General features: G+C 74.1%; 1 protein-coding gene. It reads left to right on the plus strand.

Going from position 1 to position 26,409, the window contains the following annotated elements; genetic code table 11:
• Window positions 1-26,400, plus strand: coding sequence for a hypothetical protein (locus DI005_RS23525; RefSeq protein WP_113643552.1), 26,400 nt, complete (start codon window positions 1-3; stop codon window positions 26,398-26,400).
• Window positions 26,401-26,409 lie beyond the last annotated feature (9 nt).

A 26,409-nucleotide genomic window follows, 5' to 3' on the forward strand; every position in this document is an offset into this window, starting at 1 on the left:
ATGGCGTGGAGCGACGACGCGGTATGGGCGGCACAGGACTTCTTTCGTGAGGTCGACGGCTACATCGAGGAGTTCAACAACTGGTTCGCGGAGAACGCGCACCTGCTCGGAACCTACGGTGCGGTGGGGGCCGAGGCGCTCGGGGTGGGCTTCCCCATCCCGGTCAACGCCTCGACCCTGTTCGACCTCATTCTCGGCGAGTACCCGAGGGTCGACGAGGACAACCTGCGGCAGCTCTACGAGGCCTGGGCGGCCGAGGCGGAGGCCACGCACGAGCTGATGGAGAGTGCGGGCGCCATCACCTCGGGCATCCAGCTCACGTGGGAGGGCACCGGCGCGCCCGTCGCGCTGGCCATGCGGATGTCCGAGTTTTCCAGGGCGGCCTTCGACCTGCTCGCGACGCAGCGCGAGCTGTCTCAGGGCGTCCAGGAGTTCTACCACCAGGTCGTGCTGGCCAAGGGAATGTTCCTGGTCAACGTGATCATCATGATGGTCGAGGTGATCGTTCTCGTCGTCGGCGCGATCCCGTCGTTCGGCGCCACCCTGGCAGCGATCGGTCCCGCGATCACCGCCAGCAGCGTGGGCATCCGGGTGGCGATGAAAGCGGTGCTGGAGGCGTTGCGCCAGGTGGGGTTCAAGGTCGCGCTGTCGCAGCTGCGGACGACCTTGCCGACCGCGGCGCGCCTTGGCCTGACCGCCGGCCGCAACGCCGCGGCACAGCGGGCCGCGCAGCACGCCGGCCTCACTGCCGCGGGTCTCGGGGCCGGTGCGGCGGCGCGGGACGGCGCCACCGGGCTGGCCGGGTGGGCGCAGCGCGCGCTGTCCGGGCCGGGCTCGCGCATCTGGGCGCTCGACGCTCAGCGGGCGCTGCGCAGGGAGGCCATCAGGGAGGGGGCCCAGCGCAGCGTGGTGCGGGAACTGCGGGGAGCTGCGGTCCGGCGGGAGCTGGCCCGGCAGTTCGCCGTCAACGCCGGCGCGCGGGGCGGCGCGACCCAGGTGCTGTCGCCCGCTGTGCGGTCCCTTGTGGACGACGCGGTCGAGCGGGCCGTGCGCAACGGGGTGAACCCCGCCGCGCTGCTCGGCCGCCGCGTGGCCGGGTACGCGCTCTTCAGCGGTGCCATCGCGGCGGGAGGGGACGTCGCCGCCCAGAGCGGTCTGCCGGTGGGACTGTGGGGCATCGACGGGTACGAGTACCGCCCGGGCTCCACGTTCGTCGCGGGCGTCGGTGGCGCGCTGAGCGCGGCGCCCATGGGCCTGGCCAGCCGGACCGGTGGGTACATGGCGACCGGCGCGCTCGGCGGTGTCCTCGGCGACGCGAGTACGAAGGCCCTCACCGCCGCATTGGACCCCGCACAGGACTACCAGCAGTCCGTGCGCTCGACCCGCGCCGACCCGAACGCGGAGTGGACGTGGAAGGACGCGGCGAAGGCTGCGCTCGGCGGCGCGATCGGGGGCGCCTGGGAGCGGGTGATCGAGACGCACGGTGAGCTCTCCACCGTGCGGCTCAACTTCGAGGAGCGTGCCTATCTCGGTTGGCGCCCGCCCGCCGACCCGCTCACCGTCATCGGGGAGACCGACGTGGCGGGGCACGCCGCCGCCGTGGAGGCGGCCGCCGCTGCCCACGCCGCCGCGACCGCGGCTGCCCCGGCTGCCCAGGCCCCGGCAGGCTCGGCGGCGCCCGCCCCGGCGGCCGGGGGCTCGACGACCGGCGGGGCCGAAACCGCCACGGGGAAACCCGGCGGCACCGCGAAACCCGGCGGCGCGCCGGCCGGAGGCAGGGGCCAGCTGACCTCACCGGCGTCCCGGCCCACCGCGGACACGGCCGTCGAGCGGCAACCGGAGGGCGCGGTGCTCGGCGAGCAGCGCGCGACGACTCCGGCCGAGCCGGCGGAGCCCGCTGACGGACCCGCGCGGGCGGCGGAGGACGGCGGTGGGGAGCGGCCGGCGCCGCGGGACGAGCCGGCCGCGCCCGGGGAGTCCGTTCCGGACGGAGAGGGCACACCCCTTGACCCCGGTGGCGACGCGTCCGTCACGGAGCCGGCCACGGCCGGGGAAGGGACGCCGCCCGATGCGGCGCCTCGGGACACCGCACCTCCCGAGGAACCCGTCCGGGGATCTCCCGAGGGACCCGTCCGTGGGCACACCCCGGACGAGCTCCGGACGGGAGAGCAGATCCGCCTGGAGGCCGCGGAGCCCTCCGAGCACGTCGAGCGGGACGCCACGTCGGCCAGGCGTGTGCTGGCGGCACAGCTCAGCGGGCTCACCGAGGGCGGGTTCGCCACGGTGGACCGCGGCAGCGGCACCGTCACCTTCGATTTCGGAGCCGGGACCCGCACCACGGTCGAGTTCTCGGTCGACACCTCCGCGGACAACGGGCTGGAACGCGGCGAGGCCATGGTGCACGCGGGCGATTTCGCCCGGAGCGGTGGTGAGTGGACCCAGGTGCGGCCTGCCGGCGTGGTGCTCTCCGCCTACCCCGACGTCACCGGCGGCGTGCTCGACCAGGTGCTCACTCACCTCGCCGAAAGCACCCCGGGGGTGGTCCCCGAGGCCGTCGACGGCGATCCCGTCGGGCAGCCAGGGGAGGCCGCAACCGCGGCGGAGCGGGTCGCGGACCTGCTGGAGTCGCTCACCCCCGAGCGGGACGGCGTGCGGGTCGAGCCGGCCGACGGCTCGGTCCGCCTGCACTTCCCCGACGCGGTGGTGGATGCCGCCGTCGCCGTGCAGGACGCACTGGCCCCGGGAACGGGCCGCGCGCACCCGCCGCGCACCCGCGTGCTCGACGGGGCCACGCGGCAGAGCGAGCTGGCCGTGGTCGAGGTGTCGTCAACTGGAACGGAGGAGGCGCTGCGCGCGGCGCTGACCGACCTGCGCGAGTCGGTCGCCGGGAAGGGCGACCTCGCCGACGGTGCGGTCCGCCTCGCCCACGACCCTGGCGCGCGGCACCTCGTCGAGACCGTGCGCGCGGCCGTCTCCGACGCGCTCGTGCTGCCCGATGGCGACGGGTACGTGGTGCGGCTGCCGGACGACGGCACCTTCGCCGAGGACGCCCAGGCACTGGCGGACGGGCTGGTGGAGCGCGGCTACCGCGCCGGGGAACCGCTGCCGGCGGACTGGACCGACGACGGTCCCGGCCGCTCCACGACGTGGCGGCGTCCCGAGCCGGGCAACGACTTCACCCTCCGGCTGGAAACCCCCGGGTCACGCACGCCACCGCCGGGGACGGACGCGCGGACGGAGATCGCCAGGCAGCGGTGGCTGCACGAGCGACGGTCCACTGAGGACTTCGGTCCCCGGCGTGGAAGGGGCCCGCTCGGCGACAACCCCGGCGTCGAGTTCTACACCGGGCACCCGACGCGGCCGGACCAGCCGCCCGCGCCGCGGGAGATGCCGGAGGAGGAGGCGCACGAGGCGCTGCTCTCGGTGCTCAACGGCGCCGACCGCGACGCGGCCGACGAGCTGTACGCGCGCTACTACAAGAAGCCCAACCAGAACCCACCGCACATCATCCAGCGGCGTGGCGGACGGCCGGCCTACCTCGGCCACGAGGTGCCGATGATCGAGCGCGGCTCCGACGGCCTCTACCGCGTCAAGGGCACCGACGTCCCGGCGATCCCCGCCGAGTACCTCGGCGGCCCCGTGTTCGGCGACCGCGCCTCGTTCCCGGCGAACGGTGTCGTGGCCGAGGGCACGCACTTCGGGATCGAGGACGCCGACTGGCTCGCCGCCAACCGCCCCCGCATCCAGGACGCCGTCGCCGACGCGGCCGCCCTCTCGTCGGGCAAGCGACGGCCCGCGCGGCGGCCGTTCGGCAACGCCCACCAGGACGAGCACGACCGCGGCGGGTTCAACCGGGTCCGGCGCGACATCGGCGAGCAGCTCGGCAACGTCGCCGGCGCACACGCGATGCACCTCGCTCGGCAGGAGCTGCCGGTGGGGCACACCCTGGTGCCCGTGCCGGTCCCGCTCGCCGGGGCCGGCCGGTTCGACAGCGTGTACGAGGAGCGCGACGCCGACGGCAACGCGGTCGGCTACCGGGTCGTCGAGGTGAAGGGACCGACGGCGAGCCTGGGCGCCCGCGACGGCCTCGGCGCCGATCCGAACCGGTACGAGCAGGGGCATCCCCGGTACGTGCAGTCCGTGCTCGTGGCGATGCTGCGACGTGGTGGGGCGGAGGCGGCGCTGGCGATCCGGCTACACCAGGCGTGGCAGGACGGCACACTGTCCTATCTGTACGTGCAGGCGAAGGTCCAGAACGCCGCACAGAGCCCGACGTACGCGCCTGAACGTGCGGGCGAGGGCGGTTATGTCACCCATTCCCCGCGCTACGAGGGGTTCGTTCGCAAGCTTTTCGACCTCGGTGACGCGCCGCCGCACCTGCCGGCTCCGGACGGTCGCGGCACCGACGGCGACGCGCACGCCCTGCACTTCGCCGACACGGTCAGGCAGGTGGCGGGTGACGCGATCGTGCTCCCGGAGGGAGACGGGTACGCCGTCGGGCTGCCGGATCACGCGACGTACGCGCGCGACGCGCAGGCGGTGCTGGACCTGCTGGCGCGGCGCGGGTACGGCTCGGTCGGCACGATCCGCGACGGGTGGGCCGACGGCGATCCGGGACTGACGACGCGGTGGCGGCACGTCGGTCTGGGCAGGGAAACGTTCCCGCTGCGGCTGGAGACCGCGGAGTCCCTGCTCGCCCGCCACGGAGCAGGCGAATCCACTGTGGACAAGCTGCCGCCACCGGAGGGTGCCGGTGCGGTGCGGTTGCCGTCGCGGACCGATGTCGAGACCGACATCGCGCTGCAACGGCACCGCCGGGAACGGTTCTCTCCCGGCGACGACAGCCATGGTTCCCGGCCGGGCAGGGGCCCGCTCGGCCACGCCGGTGTGGAGTTCCACACCGGCCACGAGCCCGAGAGCACACCCGGCCCGCCGGCTCCCCCGGAACCGACGCCGCCCACGGCCGAGGAGGTGGCCGCCCGCCCACCCGGGCTGGTGCTGCTGACCGGCCTTCCCCGAGGGCCGCTGCCTGGAATGGCCGAGCTCGCCGCCGAGCTCGCCGGACTGGGAGTCGACGGCGCCACGGCGGAGAGCCTGAACCGCACGCTGCTGGCGCGGTTCGACCGCCTCGTGGGGCCGGACGGTGCGGTCGCCGCGTTCGGCGGCAGGGACGTCCGGGTCCGCGCCGTGCCGGAGGGCCGTCCGCGGATCGTCCCGACCAAGACCGACGTCGTCGAGCTGGCCCAGAAGCGCATCGTGCAGAGCGGCGCCGGGGTGGGGCGGGACCGCCAGCGCGGCAGGCAGGTGCAGCTCAAGGCCGACGTGGCCCGCCTGATCGACCCCGTCTCGCGCCTGCTGATCCCGGTCACGGCCGGGTTCACGGCACAGGGAGGGCAGTCGGAGATCCGGACGGCGACCGGACGCTTCGCCGCAGCGGCGGGCAGCTCCGTCGACTACAACCAGTTCCACCACGACTCGGCCACGCTCGTCGGCGTCGCGGTGACGTGGGAGGTGTCGGTCCGGGACGACACCGGTTCATGGGAATCACCCAGGCGCGTGCCGCCCACCGGGGATGCCGCGGAGATCACCGTGTGGTCCGGCAACGGCTTCCTGCGCCCGCCGCCGGAGGCGGTGGCCAGCAGCCCCGCCGACCGGCTGGACCCGCGGGTGCCGCACTGGCACGCCTACGGCATGAGCGGGCTCGACGCCATCGCGGAGGCCGTGGTGGACGACCTGTTGCTGTCGGACGGCGAGCGGACCCCGGACAACGCCGAGTACGAGGCCGTGCGCATCGACGTGCGCGGTCTGCAGTCGCGCCTCCGGAAGGCGGCCGCCCAGGGAGACAGACTGGAGCTCCCGGTCCGCACCAATGGCAGGCTCAGTCACGTCGTCGAGATCGATGTCGAGATCCGCAAGGACACCGCGGAACTCCTGACCGCGCCGATGCGCGACCCCTACCTGAGCTTCGACAGCCGGTCCGGCTCCGGCTACGGCGGGGCGACGGCCGTCGCCGACAACGGCACGCTCGGCCTCGGCGCCGGGCCGCGGCTGACCCCGGCGCTCGAGGCCAGTGCCACGGCGTACGGCACCCGCAGCAGCCTGCACCGGTACGGGGTGGACAGGGACACGCTGCAGATGCGCGACCTGCGGTTCACCGGGAACACCATCGTCCACAAGGTGTCGTACCGTGCCTCGGTCATCGTGCGCCCGATCGAGGAGTCGGCGCGTACGCAACCGAAGCGCTTCGACGGGGAGGTCTACCTCCGGATGCCGGAGGAGCAGGCCGCGCACTGGGGTCTGCCGGTGCCCGAGGAGGCGTTCCTGGTCGACGCCGCCGGCAACCGGCTGACCGAGCAGGTCGAGACTCGCGACGGCCCTGTGCTCGTCGAGCGGGTCCGCAACCTCCGCACCCCGCCGACCGAGGCGGACGGCGAGGTGCGTTTCCCGTCCTACATCCGGGACGGTGTGGGCCCCGCGCACGTGCTGCCCGGCACACTCGACGGCGAGGGCATCCGGTCGGCGGTGCTGGACTGGGCGGTCGACAACGGGTACGTCACCAGGCGTGACCCGCGCACCGGCGCGGTGAAGCTCGACAACAGGGGTGTCCTTGCCCATGACGGCAGCCTGGTACCGCTGGCCACCCGGAGCCCCACCGAAGCGCGGCACGAGACGAGGCTGTACATCGAGGACCAGCTGTCCGACGCCATCATCGCCGCGCAGCTCAACGAGGCGGCACAGACCGGGCTGCCGCTCACCCTGTGGAAGCGGGACCGGACCGCGGTGACCGGATGGCGCAGCGTCACACTGAACGTGCGCGCCAAAGTGGACACGGCGAACGCGGTGTACCGCGGAACGAGCGACGAGTACCACCTGATCAACCTGGTCTTCGGCACGGAGGCGCTGAGCCGGTCGAGCTCGTTCACGGGCGGCGGCCGCGGTGAGGTCGGCGCCAGCGGACTGCTGCGCTTGCTGGCGCTCGCCCCGGCGGCCGGAGCCAGCGGCACGGTGGAGCCCGGGGTGACGGCGCGCCGCAGCGGCAGCAGGGTCGCGTCGATGAACGACCGGGGCACCGACGCCGCGTTCAGCGTGCCGGTGTCCTACGAGATCACCGTGCGGGACGGCGAGCGGGAAACGCTCCTCGGGGCGGTGGACGGCCAGCGGGTCGACGTACTCCTGCACCGGGCGTTCACCGCCGGCGAGTCGGTCCGCTCCGCGACTCCCACCTCGACCGAGGTGCTAGACCGGGCGAAGCCGCTGCACGTGTCGAACGCGGCCGATGTCCAGCGCGCCATCGGCAAGGCCGCGAGGAGCCCCGAGGGAGCCGTGCCCCAGCGCCGCCGCCCGCTGCGGGACCGGCTGCGATCCCGGCCGGGCTCGCTTCTCGCCGGAGCGTTGCTGCCCGTCGTCAGCGAGCGCGCGATCCGCCAGTTCGGCGACTACGGCGACCTGCTCTCCCACCTGCCGAGGATCTTCGGCGCCGGCTACGGCACGACCGCGCCGTTCCTGACGGGCAGGCGGAGGATCACGCTCCGCGGGGAGCTGGAGGGCTCGACGTGGGTCGGCAAGGCCGACTGGGTGGCGTCGGGCACCGCCGTGCTGTCGGAGACGTTGCTCGGTGCCACCCACGACATCGGGGCCGGGGTCAGCGTCGGCCTGGCCTCCACGGCGGACAAACTCGGCGGATCGCCGGGGACGGGCGAGTCCGGCCTGGTCGGTAGAGGGTCGTCGACCGCGGGCGCCACGGGAGCGACGTCGGAGACCGGCCGGGTGGTCCTCACGAACGACGTCTACCTCTTCACGGCCGAGGGAACCGTCACCGTCACCCCGGGGGAGCCGGGCGACACCACGCCGCTGTCGGTGGTGTACGCGCTGGCGAAGGTCGACGCGCTGGAGCTCTACGGCGACGGCCGCGTCCCGCTGCCCGCGAGCGAGGTGGCGGACGTGCTCCGCGCCTGGAGCGGTGGCGAGCAGCAGCTCGACCGCGCCGTCGTGGCGAAGGCCGCGCTCCGGCTGGTCACCGAGCATCGCGACGAGGTGGCGGCGCAGCACCTCTGGCCGGTGCTCACCGACATCGCACGCGCCTATCCCGGGGCAGACCCGCGCCTGCTGCCCGACGAGCGCACCGCGCAAGCCCAGGACCCCGTCGTCACGGCACTCGAGTACCGGGTGGTGCTGGAACGGCTCGTCACCGAACATCCGGAACCGCCAGAGGAGATCGGCGAGGCGGCTCCGCCTCCACAGCTGACGAGGCCGGGGGAGAAGGGACTCGGGGCGAACGCGGGAGTCCGGCTCACGCACGACACCGACCCCGTCGACGTCCTCCGGAACCTGGTCGACCGGGTGATGCCCGGCCTGCTCGACCGTCAGCCGAGGGTGCTCGACGCGCTCGAGACACACGTGTCGGCCCTCGGCTCCGCCGCCGCGATAGACACGATGCTCTCGACCGGGCTCGAGCTGAGGCTGCCGGTGCGGACCAGGCTGTGGACGCAGAACCTCGTGGTCCGGTTGACGGCCGAGCTCGGCACGCCAGAGGTGACGGGACGGCAGGAGAGGGTCGGCCAGGAACGGTTCCTGCACGCGACCAGATCCGGCCAGGGCGGGCACCGCCGAGAAGGCGGGTTCGACCTCCCCGCCCGCGGCAAGGACGAGACCGGGCCCGGCGACGAGATCGGCGTCGATCCCACCGGCGGTCCACTCGCCGGCCGCCAGCACGCCGACCAGGCGGTCACCTCCGCTCAGGAGCACACACTCGCCGGTGAGTTCGACTGGGTCGCCGTGAACCGGCTCCGGGCCAGGCTCGACATCACAGCCGGGGTCTGGGCGGAACCCCTGTACGGCGCGGGGCTCAGCGGGCCGGTCGGTGCGGCGAAGCAGCTCCTCACCCAGCCGGGACGGCTGCTGGGCCGGGGAGAGTCCGCCTCGCGGTTCGAGGCCACGGTCCGGGGTGAGCTGACACTCGAGTACCCGGCGCGTTCGGTCGCCGACGGGGTTCCCGCCGAGCCCGGTCCCCTCGACTTCCGCCGCCTGCGCCCCGGAGCGCTCGCCGACCAGGACGTGCGGGCGATCTTCGTCGAGCGAGAGCGGCTCGTCGAGCAGGCGCTGCACCTGCTCTCCGCGCCCGACGTGCTCGGCCACCGGGTGCACCAGTACCGCGACCGCATCAGCGACGCACTGGGGCCCGCGGTGCTGCAGGCCTACTTCGCCACGCTGAACGGCGGCGGCGAGGCCACGACGATGCTGCTCGACTCGATCCCGGGTGGCACGCTCACCGTGAGCCTGCGGACACGGCTGTTCGACGTGCGGGTGGAGCGCTGGGAGGACGGTGACGATCCCGAGGCGGACCGCGGATTCAGCGCGCAGACCCGCGTGGTCGAGGCGACTGGCCGCACGATGGGCGCGCGCTCGGCGCTGACCGGTCTCGTCGGCGGAGACGCCGAGTCGCCGTACGAGCTGGATGGCGCGGCCCCCGGGCTCCGGGGTGAGGCCGACCCCGCGGGGACGGTCAGGGGCAGCGTGTCGGGCGGGCAGCAGAACACGTTCACCCGTGGCACCCGCGTCGACCACCACATGATGACCCGCATGGGGTCGGCGCTCTGGTCGGGACGGGCTGAGCACGCGCTCACGGTGACCTGGAAGCCCTGGCTGCGTCCGCCGGAGACCCGCCGGGCGGAGGTGGTCGGCGGTGTCTACTTCAAGACCCCGTCCGCGCGCGTGCCGGACATCCTCGAGCAGCGGGTGCGGCTGCCCCGGTCTCCCGAGGAACGGGCGGTGCTCGCCGATCCCCTCGCCGACCAGGGCGCGGCGCCGAGAGCGTTGCGCCGCACCGTGCGGAACGCGCCAAGGTTCGACATCGCCGACCTCCTCCGGCAGGCTTCCCAGCGGGAGGACTTCTCGGCCGACCGTCCTTATGCGACGGTCGCCGACCTGGTGCGGGAGCTCGTCGGAGAACACCCGCTCGCGGTGTTCACCGGCGATCGGGGCCGCGCCGAGCTCGCCACCGTCGGCGAGCTCTTGCTGCGCGCCGACGACGCGCTGGACACGCTCCGCGACGCGACGGCGCCGCAGTTCCGCCCCGGGGAGCTGGAGCAGGCGCGATCCCTGGTCGGTCAGCTGCGGGAGTCGCTGCTGGCGCTCCACGCGGCCCGCGACGAGCTGTCGACCGCGAGCACGCCGGAGGAACGTTCCGCCGCGGTCAGGCGGCACGACGCGGCCTCGGCGGACTGGGCGAACTGGCGGCCCCGGCTCGGCAGGCTCCATGACGCGCTCGTCCGCGCGCAGGCGGCGGTCGGTGCGCGGACCGGCACGACACTCGACGTGGTGCCCGATCTCGTCGCGCGGACGGGGTTCCTGCGCTACGACCTCGCCGACACGGTCCGCGGTGTGCTGGCCGAGCTGGGGATCACCGGCAGGTTCGACAGTGTCGAGGGCGGGCGGGAGCGCCGGCGCTGGATCGCGCGGGACGGTGTGCCGTTCTCCGACACGTTCCTGGGTTCCGCTGCCGTGCCGTCCCCGCCGGAGACGCCGGGCTCGCCGGTGGATCCGGGTGTGGGGCGGCCGGGGCGGTTAGCCGGCCGGATTCCCCGGCCGCCGATGGAGCTGGCTGCTTCGGGGTCGTCGCCGGTGGATCCGGGTGTGGGGCGGCCCGGGCGGCTTGCCGCCCGCATTCCCCGGCCACCACTGGAGCTGGAGCGACTGCGCGCCGCTTCTCCGGGACCTCCTCCGAGCGAGCCAGGCCCGCTCGTGGACGTCGCGACGATCTTTCCCGCAACACCGTCCTCCGCAGACACGGTGGAAAAGGTAGACACCGTGGACACGGCGGACGTTGCGGACGTTGCGAACGGTCCGGGGAGGGCGCCCGGGGCATCCGGGCCCGAGCCGCTGCGGCTGGACGGCCCGTTCGTGCGCTACGAGGGCCCCACCACCACCGACGCGGAGCTGCTCGACGCGACACTGGAACAGGTGCTCGCCCGGCAGCCCGTCGACGCGGAGCGGGACGGCGAGGGCTGGCGGTTCGACCTCGGTGGAGGCGCCGCGGGGCCGGTCCGGTTCCGGATCGGACCCGGCGAGGGCGGGGTGCTCGTCACTGTCGTGGGCGACGTGGCCGAGGTCGTGCTCCCTCCCCTGCCCGAGGACCCGGCGCACCGGATGCTGCTCACGAGCATGGCGGTGCGGTCGGTGTCGGCCAATGCGCTGCCGGACGCGCTGCGCGAGCTGGCCGCCGGGCGGCTCGGGGGCGGTGCGCGGGAGGACGAGGACGACCTGCCGTTCCAGCGGGCGCTGCGTGACCTGGCCGGAATCGACCTCGACCGGCTGCTGGCCGCCGAGGTCGACCTGCGCGCGTTGCACGCTCGCTTCGGTTCCGACCTGCGGCTCGCCGCCGAGCTGGCGGCCAAGCGCGGCACGGCGAAGGTCCTGGATCTGCCCGCCGACGTGAAGCTCGAAGCCGAGCGGGACCGGGACGGCGACGAGCGGGAGCCGTCCGTTGTGGACCTCCCGGCCGTGGCGGGGCTCTTCGGCTTCGACCCGGCCGACGCGGAGGACGTCAGCCGGTTCACGGGCCTGCTCGCGGCGGCCCGCGTCCCGGAGGGGCTCGACCGTGGCGGGCTTGAGCGCCTTCGCGCGCTCGCCGGTGACGCCTACCTGCACGGACGCTACTCGGCGGCCTCCCGCCGTGCCCTCGCCGAGACGCACACCGACTGGCTCGGCCGGGCGTTCCAGGCGCGGGATCCCGACCTGGACCCGTTCGCCGCACTGCCCGCTCTACCCGGGGAAACAGCCGAGGAGTCCGCGGCGTCCATTGTGGAGAATCGGGTCGAGGGTGACCCCGCGCGGCAGCTCTCGCTGGTCACCGCGGTGCCGCTGGAGCCGGTGCCGTTCGCGCCCGAGCTGGCCGCCCACCTCGCCGACCGGGCGGCGGACGACGGGATCACCACGTCGTGGCTGCGGGCGCGACTGGCCGAACGGTTCTCACGACTTGTCTCGGCCGAGGGCGAGGTGTGGTCGCTGGGCACCACGCAGCCCCGCGACTTCCGGGTCCGGCTGCGGCTTGACGAGCCCCGCCCGGTGCGCATCGAGGCCCAGCCCGACGCCTCCGCGCCACTGCGTGGCGCGCTCGACCGGCGGCCCGGCACCGCCGGCATCGCCGTGGAAACCGGGAAACCGGGGGAGCCGACCGAGGTGACGGTGGCGGTCGAGGTGTCCGAACGGGACCCCGCGACCGGCGAGTTCACCGAGTCCGTCGTCTTCACCTCCGACGGGCCCGGCACGGGCGGCACGCTGCTGCTGGCCGCGGGCGAGACTCCCGCCGAGCAAGCCGCGGAGAGCGTGCGCCGGGACGAGGCGGCCGGACACCCGCTGCCCCATCTGCGGGTGCTCGATCTCGGCGGACGCGAGGAGTTCGCCGAGGCGCTGCGCCGCCTGCTCAGCGAGTCCGGGTACTCGCTCGACGCCGAGGTCCGCAGGCAGGTCACCGCCTACGCCGGCAGGCTGGAGGAGGTGCTGCCCAGCGCCGCGGCGGGAGCCGAGGGGCACGTGTTCACCGGTCGCGCCGAGGTCGGCGGCCGGTTCGTCGTGCGGCACACGGCGACCGTCCGTCGAGGCGACGTCACCATGGTGGGCGGGCCGAGCGCCGGCGTACGGACCGACCGGGTGGATCTCGACGACGGCGGCCGGGTGACCGTCGAGGCACGCACCGGGCCAACGCAGGTGCACCAATGGGGCGATTCCTCCGGGACGCCCGGCGTCGTGCACGAGCTGACCCTCTTCACCGAGACCGGCGTGGAGCTGGACAGCGTCAAGGTGGGCGGCACGCTCCTCACGCGCATGGCCGAGGCCGACGCCTACCGCTACGGGCTGCCCGTCGCCGCCGACGCCGTGGCCGACGGCCGCCTCGTACGCGGTGTCCCGGTCGCCGACCCGGCCGAGCCCGCGCCGTCCTATCCCGCCGACCATCTCACGAGGGCCGCGGAGAACGACGTCCCCGTCATCGCGCGGGAGCTGCGTACCGGGCGTCCCCTCGGCTCCACCGCGCACGACGACGGTGCCGGGCCACTGCGGGAACTGGTGCACGGCGTACTGGCCCGGCACGGGGTCGTGCCCAGCGCGGGCTACGTACCGGACGGCGACCCGGCGGCGGGGGACAACGCCCCGGTCAGCCGCAACCGGCGCGTGCGCGCGCGGCAGCTCGACACGATGCTCCGCGTCGACGCGTCGCTGAGCCAGGCCGGGCTGGAGGCCGCCTACCAGCGGCTCGCCACCGAGGGCCTGCGCCTGCGGCTCGACCGGCCGAGGCCATGGCCACGCCGGACAGAGCAGGTGAAGCTCGTGGTCCGGCTCGACCAGGATCCGGGGGCGGCGGAGTTCCTCGGCTACCTCGACCATGCCGCGGGGCAGCTCGCGCGCGGGGAGGACGGCGTGCGTGCCACCGGCTACCGCGGCCGGACCGCGGTGTTCCGGGTGCCGCACACCGTCCGCGTCGAGCTGCTGGACCACGACGGCCAGACCGTGGGCGGCAGCCTCGTCACCCGGCCCGGCAGCGCCGAGGTGTACGTCCCGGCCGACGCCGCGCTGCGCACGGTTCCCGCCGAGCTGGAGCCCTACCGGGCGGCGCTCGAGCCCGCGAGCCCCGCGCCCGCGTCCGCGCCGAGGACGCAGTCCCTCGGCGACGCGCGCCTCACTCCCTGGGACCCGGCTACCGCGGCCGGGCTCACCGGCTACGACGAGCGGGACGTGCGGGTGCTGCTCGCGGCACGGGACCGCAACGCGCCCCGGCTCGACCTGGCCGACCTGCTGCGGCACGACGACCCTGCCGGCGCCGCCGTCCGTGCCGTGCCGGGCGGGCTGCCACCGGGCTCGCTGCTGCGGCTGTCGCTCGACGAGACCGCGGCGGCCATCGCGGCGCACGACGAGGCGGCCCGATGGGCCGGCCGCGTCACCGCCGACGTCCGCCGCGCGCTCCCAGTCGATCCTCAGTCCGGGGCGGCGCGGCGCTCCGTGGTGTCGGCGCTGACCCACCTGCGGCGCGCGGAGACCGCCGCGGCGCTACTGCGTGAGCGTGGCCAGGCGCTGCTGCGCGCCCGCGCGGAGGGCGATCCGGCCGAGGCGCACCGGGAGTGGCTGGCGGCGGCCGCCGGTACGGAGCGGATGCTCGCCGACGCCGAGGCGGCGCGGCGGCTGGTCCTCGGCCCCGCGTCGGCGGTGCGGCCACCACCCGGCGTGCCTCCGGATCCGGTGCGGGCCGCCCACGATCTTGCCACCGCGCTCGACGCCGAGATCGCACTGGAGGTCACCGCGCTCGACGGTACGCGGCACCGGTACCGGGTCACCCCCGACGGCGCCGTGCCCGGCGAGAGCGGCCAGGAACCCGGCCGCCCGGCCGCGCCCCAGATCGTCCCGCCTGCCGACGACGCCTGGCCCGCCGAGCGTGCGGCGCTGCACGAGGCGTTGCGTGCCGCGGAGTTCTCAGCGGCCGAGCTCGCCCGCGTGCTGGCGCACGACGTCGACCTGCGCGCGCTGCACAGGCAGGCGGTGGCCGAGGGGCGGGAGTTCGGCCCCGTCCTGCGGGCCGCGCTGGCCGGTGCTCCGTCCGGGCCGGCGCCGCGCACCGAGCCCGCGCTCGCCACGCTGTTCGGTTTCGACTCCACCGAGCACGAGCTGGCCGCGTTCCGCGACGTGCTGCGGCGGGCCGGGGTCGGGCTGCCGGTCGACGGCCGCGACGCCCTGCTGCTGCGCGGCCTCGCCGGGGAGCTGGCGCTGCGGCACGGGGCCTTCACCGCGGCCGAGCGACGCGCGATCGTCGAACGGGACTGGCTCTCCGGCGCGGTCGCCACCCGGCCCGCCCGGATACCGCCGCTGGAGGTGCTGGATCCGCCTGCGCCGGCCTCGGCCCGCACCACCGCCGCGCAGACGCGGTTCGACGAGACCGTGCGGCTCGTCGCCGACCGCTACTACCACGGTCTGCCCCTTGGCCAGACCCACCGCGGTCCCGACCCGCTCGGCCCGCTCACGGACCAGCTGGCGGCCGCGATCGAACGCTGGGGCGTTTCCTACGGTGCCTGGGTCGCGACCCAGGCACCGGGCTCGCGGTTCACCGGCGACCTCACCGCCGAGGACTTCCCGCGCGTGGTGGGCGATCCGAACGCGCTCACGGCCGCGCAGCTCCGGTATCTGGACCGGATCGGCGCGCGTACGGAGTGGACCGAGTTCGGGGCGGAAGCGACGTTCCAGGCGCTGTACCGCGCATTGCCCGCCGCGGACCGCGCCCGGCTCGCCGAGCTGCACGGGGTGGCGTCACCCGCCGGCCTGCGGGACGGCCTGATCGCCGCGCTGGAGGTCGAGCTGGATCTGCCGGTCGACAGCAGGCCACTGTGGTCGTCCGCCCCGGAGCTGGTGACCGACGGCGACCAGGCCGCCGCGCTCGACGCCCTGCGCACCGGATCGTCCGCTGTGGACGGTCTATTCGAGGGCAGGCTGCCTGCCCTGCTCGCCGAGCGCTACGGGCTCGCGATCACCGAGGTCGACGCCGCCGGCCTCGCCACCGAGCACCGGCCGCTGGTGCGGCACGGCTCCGCCACGCTGCTGCGCACGGCTGGCCAGCACATGCCCGTGTTCGATCCGGACGACGACCCCGGTGCCGTTCCCGCGCAGCGGGCCGAGCCGCCGGCGCAGCCGGAGTCTCCGGCGGGCGCGGCCCCGGCCGCTCCCGCCGTGGTGGTGCCCGGGGAGCGCGTGGCGCTGCCGACCCTGCCGGTCAGGGCGGGTTCAACGGTCCCAGAGGGTTTGGCCGACACGGTCGCCACCCTGCTCGACCGCTCCGAGGTCGCGGCCGAACCCGCGGGTGAGAACCGCTGGCGACTGCGCTGGCCGGATGGGCTGGAAGTGGAGCTGCAGGTGCGCGCGGATCCGGATGCCACCGAGGCGTCGCTGGTACTGCCCGGCCTGCGGATGACGCTCGACGGCGGCCGGCCCGACGGCCCCGCCACGATCGTGCTGCCGCCGCTGCCGGACGCCGGGCCCGGGCTCGTGCCGCTGCTGGGCGTTCCGCTGCGGGCCGCGCTGGCTGAGCTGCCCGGCCGGGTGCGGGACCTGCACGCCGCCGCACCGGCGGCCGAGTCAACACCCGAGCCCGGCGAGCCACCGGGGGCAGCCCCGCAGGCGTCGGCGGCCGCGCGCGCCGCGGAGCTGCTGGCCGCCGACGAACGTGCCGACGAGGAGCTGGCGGCACTCACCGAGTCGCTGCTGTGGGCGCGGCAGGATGCCGATCCGGCAGCGCTCGCCGAGCGGGCCGAGGTGCTGGCCGCCGAGTTCGCCGAGCTGGCCGACCGGCACGCCGAGCCGGAGTCCGGTACCGGACTGGCCAGAGCCGAGCTGCGGCTCGCCGAGAGTTACCGCCAGCACGTGCCCGTGCTGTCCGGCCTCGCCGACACCCTGCGATACCGGAGCCTGGTGTCCGAAGAGGATGGAGCGGATGGCCTGTACCTCGCCGCGACGCTGGACGCCGAGCTCGCCCGGACCGCGGGCGAGTTGCTGCGCGGCCGGGCGCATGCCGGCCGGGTGCTCGAGCGATACCTCGAGCTGGCCGACCCCGCGCGCACGACGCGGGTCGAGTCCGAGGACGAGCGCCCGAGCGCGTTCACGGGCGACCCCCGCCCGCCAAGGCGGATGCGGCTGAGCAAGGGCGACCTGGCGCTGCTCGACCGCATGCTCACGCTCCTCACTCGGCACGAGGAGCTGGTCACCGGGCTGCGGGAGCAGGGCCATGCCGGTTCCCGCGCCGACGAGTTCGCGGTGGCCGAGCCCGAGCTCGACGAGCTGCGCCACGTCGAGGAGCTGCTGCGGCGGCTGATCAACGGCGACGACGCGGGCAGGGACAACGGGGCGGGCCTCAGCGAGGCGGTGCACGGCAGTGACCGCCGCCGGAAGTGGCTGCCGAAGGCCGTGCGGCACCCGCGTCTCGAAGGGCGGCTGACCGAGCACGGGCTGGCGATCGTCGACCATTTCCGGCAGGTCGACGAGCACCCGGCGCCGGGCCTTGCCAGGGCCCGGTGGCTGTTCAAGCACAAGGTGTCGCGCATGGCGCTCGTGCTCAAGCACAACCACTACGCCGACCCACTCGAACAGGGTGTGCTGGGAGACAACATCCACCGCGTGGTCGTCTCGCCGACCACCGAGCTGCCCATCTCCGCCCGTGACCACGGTGTCGACGGCTACGAGCTGCCGGAGTATCCGCGCGGGCACAACTCGTTCCTCGTCACCTGGTGGTCGGGCACCGGGCGCGCGGCCCTGCTGCGCCCAGGCTTCACCGTGCAGCTGGAGGCGGCCGACCTGCCGGAGGGCCAGGTGCTCGGCCCGGTGGATCGGGACGAGGCCTGGGTGGAGGGCGGGCGCAGGGTGATCCTGGTCGACCGCGACGCATCGATGTCCGAAGTGGACTCCGCGCTGCGGGAGTTGCTGATCGAGGAGATCAACGAGTACGTCGCGCCGATCAACGAGATCCAGGCGTACATGCGGTTCGCCGTCTACGACCAGGGTGGCAACATCGGCGGCAACACCGCGGGCTACCTCCTCGGCTCGGCCACCGGACTCGGCGCCGACGGCGTCGGCCTGCTGTCCGCGCTGTTCGGGTTCGTCTATGGCGGGTTGACCCAGGTTCCCCTCTATTACACCGTCGGGGGCAAGCGGGCGATCGCGGCGGACGAGATGCGCAGGCTCATGGCGGCCTGGCGGGGCGGCCTCGGAGGGCCGGGGCTGCGCAGGCTGACCAGCGAGCTGCGCGCGACGGTCGAGTCCATGACACCGCTCGCCCGCCGTTACGGCGTGGAACTGCCGGAGGTGGCGCCGCCCTCCCAGGATCTCGCTGGCTCCAGCTCTGCGCAGGCGCAACTGACGGCCAGGGTCGGGGGCACGGCGCGACAGCTGGCGGATGCCCTGCGCGGCGAGGGACCCAGGCGGATTCCCTCCGACCTCCTGGCCGAGGGCGACTACCAGGAACTGCTCGACGAGCTTCGCGCGGTGTCCTGGGACGCCGACGCCGAGCGGCTGCGGGTGGAGCTGGGCACCGGCGAGAAGGTCGACATCGCGTTCGTCCCGCACAGCCGGGACTTCTCCACCCAGCGGCTCGTCGACGGCAGCTGGCGCACCCGGGAGCTGTCCTATGAGGTCATCTACTCCACGGGGCTCGCGGGCGCGAGCGACGAACTGCTGTGGCAGACCCTTTCCCGGGAACTGCTCAGCGCCCTCTACAAGGCCTCGAGGCTGTGGAAAATGCCGAGCTTGAAAGACTACATCTGGCAGAACTACGCGACCCTCCTGCTCGAAGCGCCGGCTTCGATCGCCTTCGGCCTGGCGATGAGCAGGCTGGACACGATCGCGCAGATCCTCGTCGGCAGCATCGGCAAGCGCGGCGCCGCGGTCGCCGCCGCGCTGGCGTCGACGCGCGCGTACAAGGTCATCGCGGCACTGTGGACGGACGGCCGCCGGGCGCGGCTCGGCTACGACAAGCCGGACGGGGCGCTGACCATCAACAGCCTGGCCTACACCGCACAGGGCGTGCTGGCCTCGGCCACCGAGATCGTCAGCAGGCTCCGCAGGGAGCTCGAGGCGCACGCGCCCGAGCCCGGCACACCCGCGGACCCGGAACGTGACGCGCCGGTGCCTTCCGACCGGTTCGGCCTGACAGAGCGGGCCGCCCAGCGGGTGAAGGCGACGGCCGCCGGACACGCGAACGTGAGCTCGGTGAGCGACGAGGAGACCGATGGTGACACGAGGACGGTCGTGGTCTCCCTCGTACGGCCCGGGAGACTGCCGGAGCGGCTGCGCACCGTGGAGCTGCGGATCGTCGTCGGCGCCTCGCCCACCATGCGGCAGGACTTTCCGCCTCGCGTCGTGCACTCGAAGTTCGAGCTTCCGCGGCGCACGGTGACCATGCTGGTGCCCCGGTACTCCAGCATGGGCGCACTGCGGGACGAGGTCGACCGCAAGGTCGCCGACATCCTCGACCGCGAGGTCCACCTGTGGGCGCGCACCATCGGCCAGCTCGCGGTGCGGACGGGTGTGGTCGGGATCAGCAGCGGCGGGCCCAACGCCGTCTACTCCGCGGCGACGGGTAACGACGCGTCGGCCGTTCGCGACGGTGTCGGGGTGCTGCAGTCGGCCATCGACGGGGCCGCGACCGCCCGCACGGTTCGTGCCGGGGCGACCCGCCAGGCGGAAGGCGCACTCAAGGCCATCGGCGAGCAGACCGCGGTGCCCGCGACCATGGACGACTGGGCGGAGCTAGGCCTGCGCGAGCTGCACGGTGCGATCAATGCCGCCGCCCGGTTCGCGGAGCAGGCGCCCGCGGCGTTGCCGCCGACGCGGTCGGCCTGGTACCGGGAGACCAGGGACCTGACCGCGGCGTCGCCGCGCGAGTACGTCGACGGTTTCCTGGAGCTCGCCGCGACCGGTGCGCTGGCCGACGGCATCCCGCACCTGGCCGAGGTCAGGACGATCGGGCGCGGCGAGCTCCGGCTGTTCATCGACAAGGTCAAGCATGCCGGTGTCTACGAGCTCGGCTCCAAGGTTCGCGGCAGGCACCGTCAGGAGATGGTGGTCCGGGTGCTGCCCTGGATCCCGGGGCTGCCATCGCTGCTCCTGCCCAACGGGGCGGACACCCACGCGCTCGCCCTGGTCAGTCCCACCGATGCCGTCAATGGATACCCGCAGGTCATCGAGCAGTTGCGCAGGCTAGTGGACGTCTATCACGATGGGCCGGTCGGCGTGCCGGGCCGGGCGACGCTCGCCTTCTCCGAGGCGGGTCCCGGTGCCGCCAGCGGGATGGTCCGCCGGACGTCGGACGAGGCGATGCGGCCAGGGGCGTTCGACGTGGCGGGCGCCGCCCTGCAGCTGTCCATCTCGATCGGCGCCGCCGCGGTCGGCGTCACCGCGCAGGCCTGGCACGGCCGGGGCGAGTTCCTCTCCGGCGAGCTGTTGAGGTTCCTGATCAACTGGGATGGCGGGCCGCTGTCGCCGCTGCGCGACCAGATCGCGCTCTTCTACGCCCGCACGCTCACAGAGGTGGCCGGGGAGATCGACGCCGACACCACCAGGCTGACCGAGGCGCTCGGCCTGCGGCGCTCGCCGGACACCACGCCGTGGTCGTTCGGCGAACCGGAACCGTTGCCGCGGCCCGCCACCCCGCCACCGCTGGCCGGTGACGGCGGCAGGCGTGGCCAGGGCGGCGGTCCCCGGCCGAGACTCGATGATCTCGATGATCTCGATGGGACCGGTGCCCGGCCGTCTCTCACGAAAATGATCCGGGACCAGGCCACGCCGCACGCGACCGGAGGCGACTGGGGCGGACGCCCTCGGCTCGTGCCCGCCGCGCGCTTGCCGGAGGAACTGCGCCGTGTCTCCGCCCGGCTGAGGTCCCTTGTGGACAGCGCGGCGGAGCAGCCCGCATTCCACCGGGCCGGTGAGCTGCACCGGCTGCTCGACGGCGTCGACCGGTACGCGACGATGCTGGCCGGACGGGCCTCGGCCCCCGTCCATGGGCTTTCCGGCAGGCGCGCACTGGCCGACGGTCTCACGTTCGTCACCGGGCTGAGCGACTACGTCAACGCCTTCGACCGGGTGCTCCGTGAGCAGGAGGTGCCCTTCGACGGCCCGCGCCTGCCCGACCCGCTGAGTCCCGCGTACCTGCGCCGGGTGACGGCCGCGCCGACGGGCCAGGGGGACACCGGCTGGACGGCGCTGTCGATCTACCGGTACTTCCGGCCACAGGCGACCGAGACCGACCTCGTGGGGGCCGGTTCGCTGTGGGACCTGATCGGTGACGACGGCTATCTGCGGACGAGTCTGGAGCAGGTGCACGCACGGGCGCAGGCGGTGCAGGCGCTGGCCGCACCGGCGGAGACGCCATGGCACGAGACGGAGCCCAGCGTCGGCGAGCTCGACCTGGCCCGCTTCGGGGGTCCCGCCGCGACGGACATCGCGGCAACGCAGGAGGCCTCCCGGCTCTGGTGGGAGGGCCTGCCGGAGAGCGACCGGGAGCGGGTCCACGCGTTTCTCGCGCGCGGCAAGGGCGCCGGGTTCGCCAGCGACCGGTACAACCGGTACCTGGCCTACCTCGCGTACTGGAACGACGACCCGCCCGTGCGCGACGCCGAGGCCGACGAGGCGGCGCTGTCGTTCGCCCGCATCGTCGACGGCGCGGGCAGGCTCCCGCGGCCGGTCACCGTCTACCGGGGGATCGCAGTGCGGGACGAGGCGTATGTCGACGCGTTGCGACCCGGTTCCGTGCTCACCCGGGGGCACCCGGGCGGCGCCAGCGGTCCCGTGGACTTCGCGTCCTACGAGCTTCGCTGGGCCAAGCAGTTCGCTCTGCGCAACCCTCCCGGCGGCGAACGTGGCGCGGGCGTTCCGGTGGTGTGGCGGATCGACACCCGCCGGGGCGTCTCGCTGGCCGCCGTCCGGCCCGACAGCGCCGAGCTGCGGGAGCATCTGCTGGCCCCCGACGAGCCGCTGATCGTGCGGGACGTGCGCAGGACGACGATCGCCGGGCGCGCGGGGTTCGTCGTGCACGCCGTGGGGGAGAGCACGTGGGCAGAAGCCCGGGACGCAACCGGGACGCCCGTCCGCGAGAGTGCGTCCACAAGGTCGGCGGCGTCCACGAGGCCGGCGGCGTCCACGGAACAGGCCGTCCTCCCGGAGACGGGCCTCGTGCGCTCCGCCGAACGGGACCCGGCCGAGCGATGGGACAACGGCTTCGGCACGCATCGGATCACCACGGCCGACGTCAGCAACGCCGTCCGGGAGGTCCTGTGGCTCGTTGAACGCGGGCCCCACCGCGATGATCTCCGGGTCCGGCACGCCGGACCAAGGCACTACGTCGTCGACATCCGGGGGTCCCGCGTCGGCCGGGTCCGCTTCGACCGGATCAGGGTGTCGTTCGTTCCCGCGAACGCGTTGCCGGACAACGAGCCGTCGGCGGGCTCGCTGGACCGCTCGGACCGGGACACCCTCGTGGTCGAGATCGCGGCAGGGCTGGAGCGCAGGCGGCTGGGACTCGCGCTGGCGCACGGTATCGCCGGCGCGGGCTTCGGCGCGACGAGCTTGTTGTCCGGACTGTCGCGCAACGCTCCCGCTGTCGAGGGCAGGATGGCGCAGCTGGAGTTGATCGCCCGCGAGCTCGCCCGCCTGGCTCCGACGGATTCGGGCACGGCGCTGCGGGCGGAAGCCGACACCCTGTTCCGGGAGGTGCGGGCCGGGAACCCTGCTCTCACGCGGGCGCTGCGGGCCAGGGTCCAGTCCACGGGCGGGAATGTGCGCGGGATGTTCGGCTCGGCCGCCGGGAACGACTCCCCGCTGCGGGGTTTCCTGCGAGAACTGGACCTGCTGGAACAGCTGCGCCTTGCGGACGACCAGGCAGCGGTTGAGCGGCTGGCTCTCGACATTCTCGCGGAGCGCGTCGCCAGGCGCCAACGGAACACCAGGCGCGGGTTCGCGCTGCCCGCGGCTGAGGCGTTCGGGCTGGTGACCGCTTTGTGGCCCGACGCGCTTCGCACGTCGGACGAGCTGACCCTTCCGGCCACCTTGGCCTTGCTGCGGACGATGCGCGGAGAACCGATGGTGGCGCCCCCGCCGGTCCTCGACGAACCAGGCAGCGACGGCACCGTGGTCGCGCGGGTCGACGCGGACCGGTTCGGCAGGGTCGAGGACGAGTTCGACGGGCTTTGGCAGTCGCTGGAGCCGGCACCGCCGGGCGGTGGCCACCGCGAGGCGGTGGCGTCCGTGCCCGAGCGGATCCGCGCCGCACTGGAACGTGGCGGAGAGCGCTCGTTCGCGGTGGTGGCACTGAGGCGCCACGGCCGGGAGCCGTACGTGGTCGGCGCCGTGCACGCCGATCGACGTCTGATGTTCGTCGACCCGGTGGCCCAGACCGCGAGTACCGCCCTTCCGCGGCGAGAACTCGGCGCCGACGGCGAGGTGACCGGCGTCGACGTCCTGGTCGTCGGCCCCACGGGTCGCTCGGTCCCGTTGCCCAGCGCGGCCCTGAGCAACCTCAGCGCCCGACCGCCGAGCCCCGAGGCACTGGAGTCACTGCCCGCGGCCGAACGGGCTCGCTGGTGGGAGGCGCTGCGCCGGGTCCAGCGCGACGAGTCGTCGGAGGTCGACCTGGTGGAGCGCCTGCGCGCACCGGACCGGGGCGAGGCGGCGCTGCGTGCGGCGGAGACCACGTCCCTGTATCACGGCCTGCGCAATCGAGACGCCAGGTTGCAGCTGCGTGCGATGGCGGTGGCCGTCGGCGGCGATCCGGTCAGACTGGGCCAGGCGCTCGAGAGCGTTCGCGCGCTCGCCGAGCGCGATGGTGGGTCACTGGAGGCGGTGCTGGCTCGCCGGGGGCAGGCGTGGGCCGCGGCCGCCGCGGTACGCGCCGACCCGGCCGTCCCGGCGGAGACCGCCGACCACCTCCGGCCGGACCTGACGGCGACCTCCAAGGACGTCGACCTGCTCAACCAGCGACTCGAGCGCCGGGCCGCCTCCGCCATCGCGTCGCTCACCGACGAGGAACGGCAGTCTGTCGACACCGGCTACCCGGAACTGTGGCGGCAGCGAAACGCCAGGATCTACCTGCTGCCGCACGAGCGACATGCGTCCGCGGGCGTCGCCGGAGCCGACGGAGTCGACATCAACGCGGGCGCCCCGGTCATGGAGCCCGGCGGTCTGCGGCCCGTTCGTGGCGGGTTCGGCGAGTACGTCGTCGAACGTTTCCTCGGCGGACCGGGAAAGCCCGGCCAGGAACCGCCGTTCGGCCTGGTTCCCACCGACGACGGCTACCACGCCGGGAACCGGGAACTGCCCTACCGCAGGGAGATCGGCGTGTTCGGCAGGATCGCGGACCTCACCGGAGCTCGCTTCCACAGCCTGCTCAAGGAGGAAGGCCGGGCGGCCGGGTACGGGAGCGCCGTGGTGGCGCGAATGCGCGTACGTGACGATCTTGCCGCCTTCCTGGCGAAGGCGGGGCACGGAGCGAGGATGCTCATCGCGCGGCTGCCGCAGGGAACCAGCCCGGCCGCCACGGACTCCGCGCTGCGCCGCGGCCGGACCGCGCCGTATGAGTTCGTCATGTGGTCCAACGACCGCGGCGTGGTGAAGGGGACCCGCATCGAGCCCGGTTCCCGCGCGCTCGCCGCCCTGCCCGACGACGCCCCGCACCCGTCGCAGCTCGTCGCGTTGGCCGTGGACGGCGACGGCGCGCCGCTCGTACTGCCCGACCATCCGTTGAGCCCGGTGAACGCGCGACCCCCAACGCGGCATCACCACTCGTCCGCGGAGGCCGTGGCGCAGTTCGCCGGGCCGATGCTCGCGGGCGCGCTCGGCTGGCCTTTCGGCGTGCCGTCGGAGTTCGCCGGCCTGTTCGCCTCTCTGGGCGATGAGAACGCGCGCAGCCAGCTCGTGGCACTGGCCGAGCACACCGTTCGGGCCGGCGAGGCCGAGGGAGTGGCACCCGTGCGCCTGCTGGAGCGAGCGCTGCGGCTGACGGAGGTGAGAGCCGAGGCACGCGGGAGCAACCTGGAACAGGCTCTCGCCGACCAGTGGCGGGCGAACGCTCCCGTCGCACGACTGGCGGCCGCCGTGGAACCGGTCGTCACGTTCGCGCAGGCTCTGGCCCAGCCCGCAGCCCGCTCGTGGCTGCGGGCGTTGGCCGAAGCGGCGCGGGGCGATCTGGACGGATTGAAGCACGCCCTGTCCGGGGTGGAGGTGGCCGCCGAGCGGGACGGGATGGAGCCGGAGCCGTGGTTGCTCCGGCGGTGGCCGGAGACCCTGAGCGCGGAGTCCGCGAGCGCGCTGTTCACCAGTCTGGCGACCACGCCCCATCACCGGTACTTCGCGGGCGGAATCGACGAGGCGATCGCCGCCTTCCGGCACGGGACCGAGGATCTCGTCGCCCGGCTCGACGAACTCGGCCCACGCGCTCGGGCGAGCCTGGTGGAGAACAGCCCGGTGACTTGGGCCCGGGCCAATTCGTTCCCGGTACTGGATCGGCAGTGGGGTACCGGTGCTGCCGGCGCGGACGGGGTGGACGTGACGATCGGCGCACCGCTGGCCGAACCGGGCGGGGTCGTTCCGGTGAGCGATCCTGACCGCACATGGGTGTACGAGCCCGAACTCTTCCTGGCGGGTCCCGGCATTCTGGATGTGCGCACCAGCCTGGCGCCCACCATGGATTACTTCGCCGACGGCGACCTCGACCGTCCGATCGGCGTCGAGGCCGGAGTCTTCGGGCGGATGGCACAGGTGAGTGGCGTGCGCTTCCAGGCTGCGGTCACCGTCGAGACACGCCACGCCGACCCGGAAACGGGACGCTTGCTGGAGATGTCCCTGCACCGGCTGGACAAGGAACTCGGCTCGATCCTGTCGCGTGCCGGAGAAGGCGCGCGAGCCATCGTGGCGGCCGGCGACGGCGCCGATTTCGTGACCCTGCACAACCAGCGCGGCGGGATCGTGAGATCCGCGGACCTCGTGTCGCTGGCCAAGCCTCCGGATGGCCGGCGGTACGAGATCGTCGTGGGTGTAGTGGACGGTGGGGGACGGCCGATCGTGCTCGACGCGACGAACGGCACCCGGGCGTACCCCGTCAGCGTGGTGAACGCGCGGCCACCCACGGCGCGGTACCTCGAGCTGCTCGATGGCGGGGCACGGTTCGCGATCGTCCAGCAGGCGCTGTCCTTCTGGGCCGACGGAGTGCGCGGCGATCCCGGCCGGCTCACGGGTGAGTTCGACCAGGTCTTCCGGCAGTTGGACGATCCACGCGCCAGAAGCCAGCTACTGGCCCTGCGTCACTACGCCGCCTCCGCCCCGGGCGACACGTCGGTCCTGCTGCGGCGGTCACTGCGGCTCACCAGGGAACGTGCCGAGGCGCGCGGGCTCGCGCTCTCCGACGGGTTGCGCGAGCAATGGGATGCCGAGCTCGGCTCCCTGATCGGTACCGGACCGGGTGCCACCGCCCTGCGGGACGAGACGGTGCCCGGTGGGGGTGCGGATCCTGACCTCGACCCGTCGGCGGACACCCACGTCGTGACCGTGACCGACGAGATCCTCGCCCGCCTGCGCCAGACCTCACCCGTGGTGGCGGAGTTCGTCCGTGCCAGGGGACTGCGCCGGAACATGCGCACGGGCCTGGTGGACCTCTTCCCGTTCCAGCCCGGCGCGATGCGCGGCGTGAAGGTTCCCGGCGCGAGCGCGGCCGACGCCGAGCTGCGGTTCCGCGACGCGCTCGCCGGCCATCCGGACGAGCGGGCGATGCTCGGCCTGCTCGCCGACCACGTGTTCTGTCCGTCGGCGTGGACGGAGGGCCAATGGGTGCTGGTGCACCAGGAGCTGGCCGACGTGGCCACCGGCCGGTACGACGCCGACGGCTGACCCGGCCGG

This window comes from Prauserella sp. PE36 (genome assembly GCF_003311655.1).
Taxonomy (GTDB): Bacteria; Actinomycetota; Actinomycetes; order Mycobacteriales; family Pseudonocardiaceae; genus Prauserella_A; species Prauserella_A endophytica.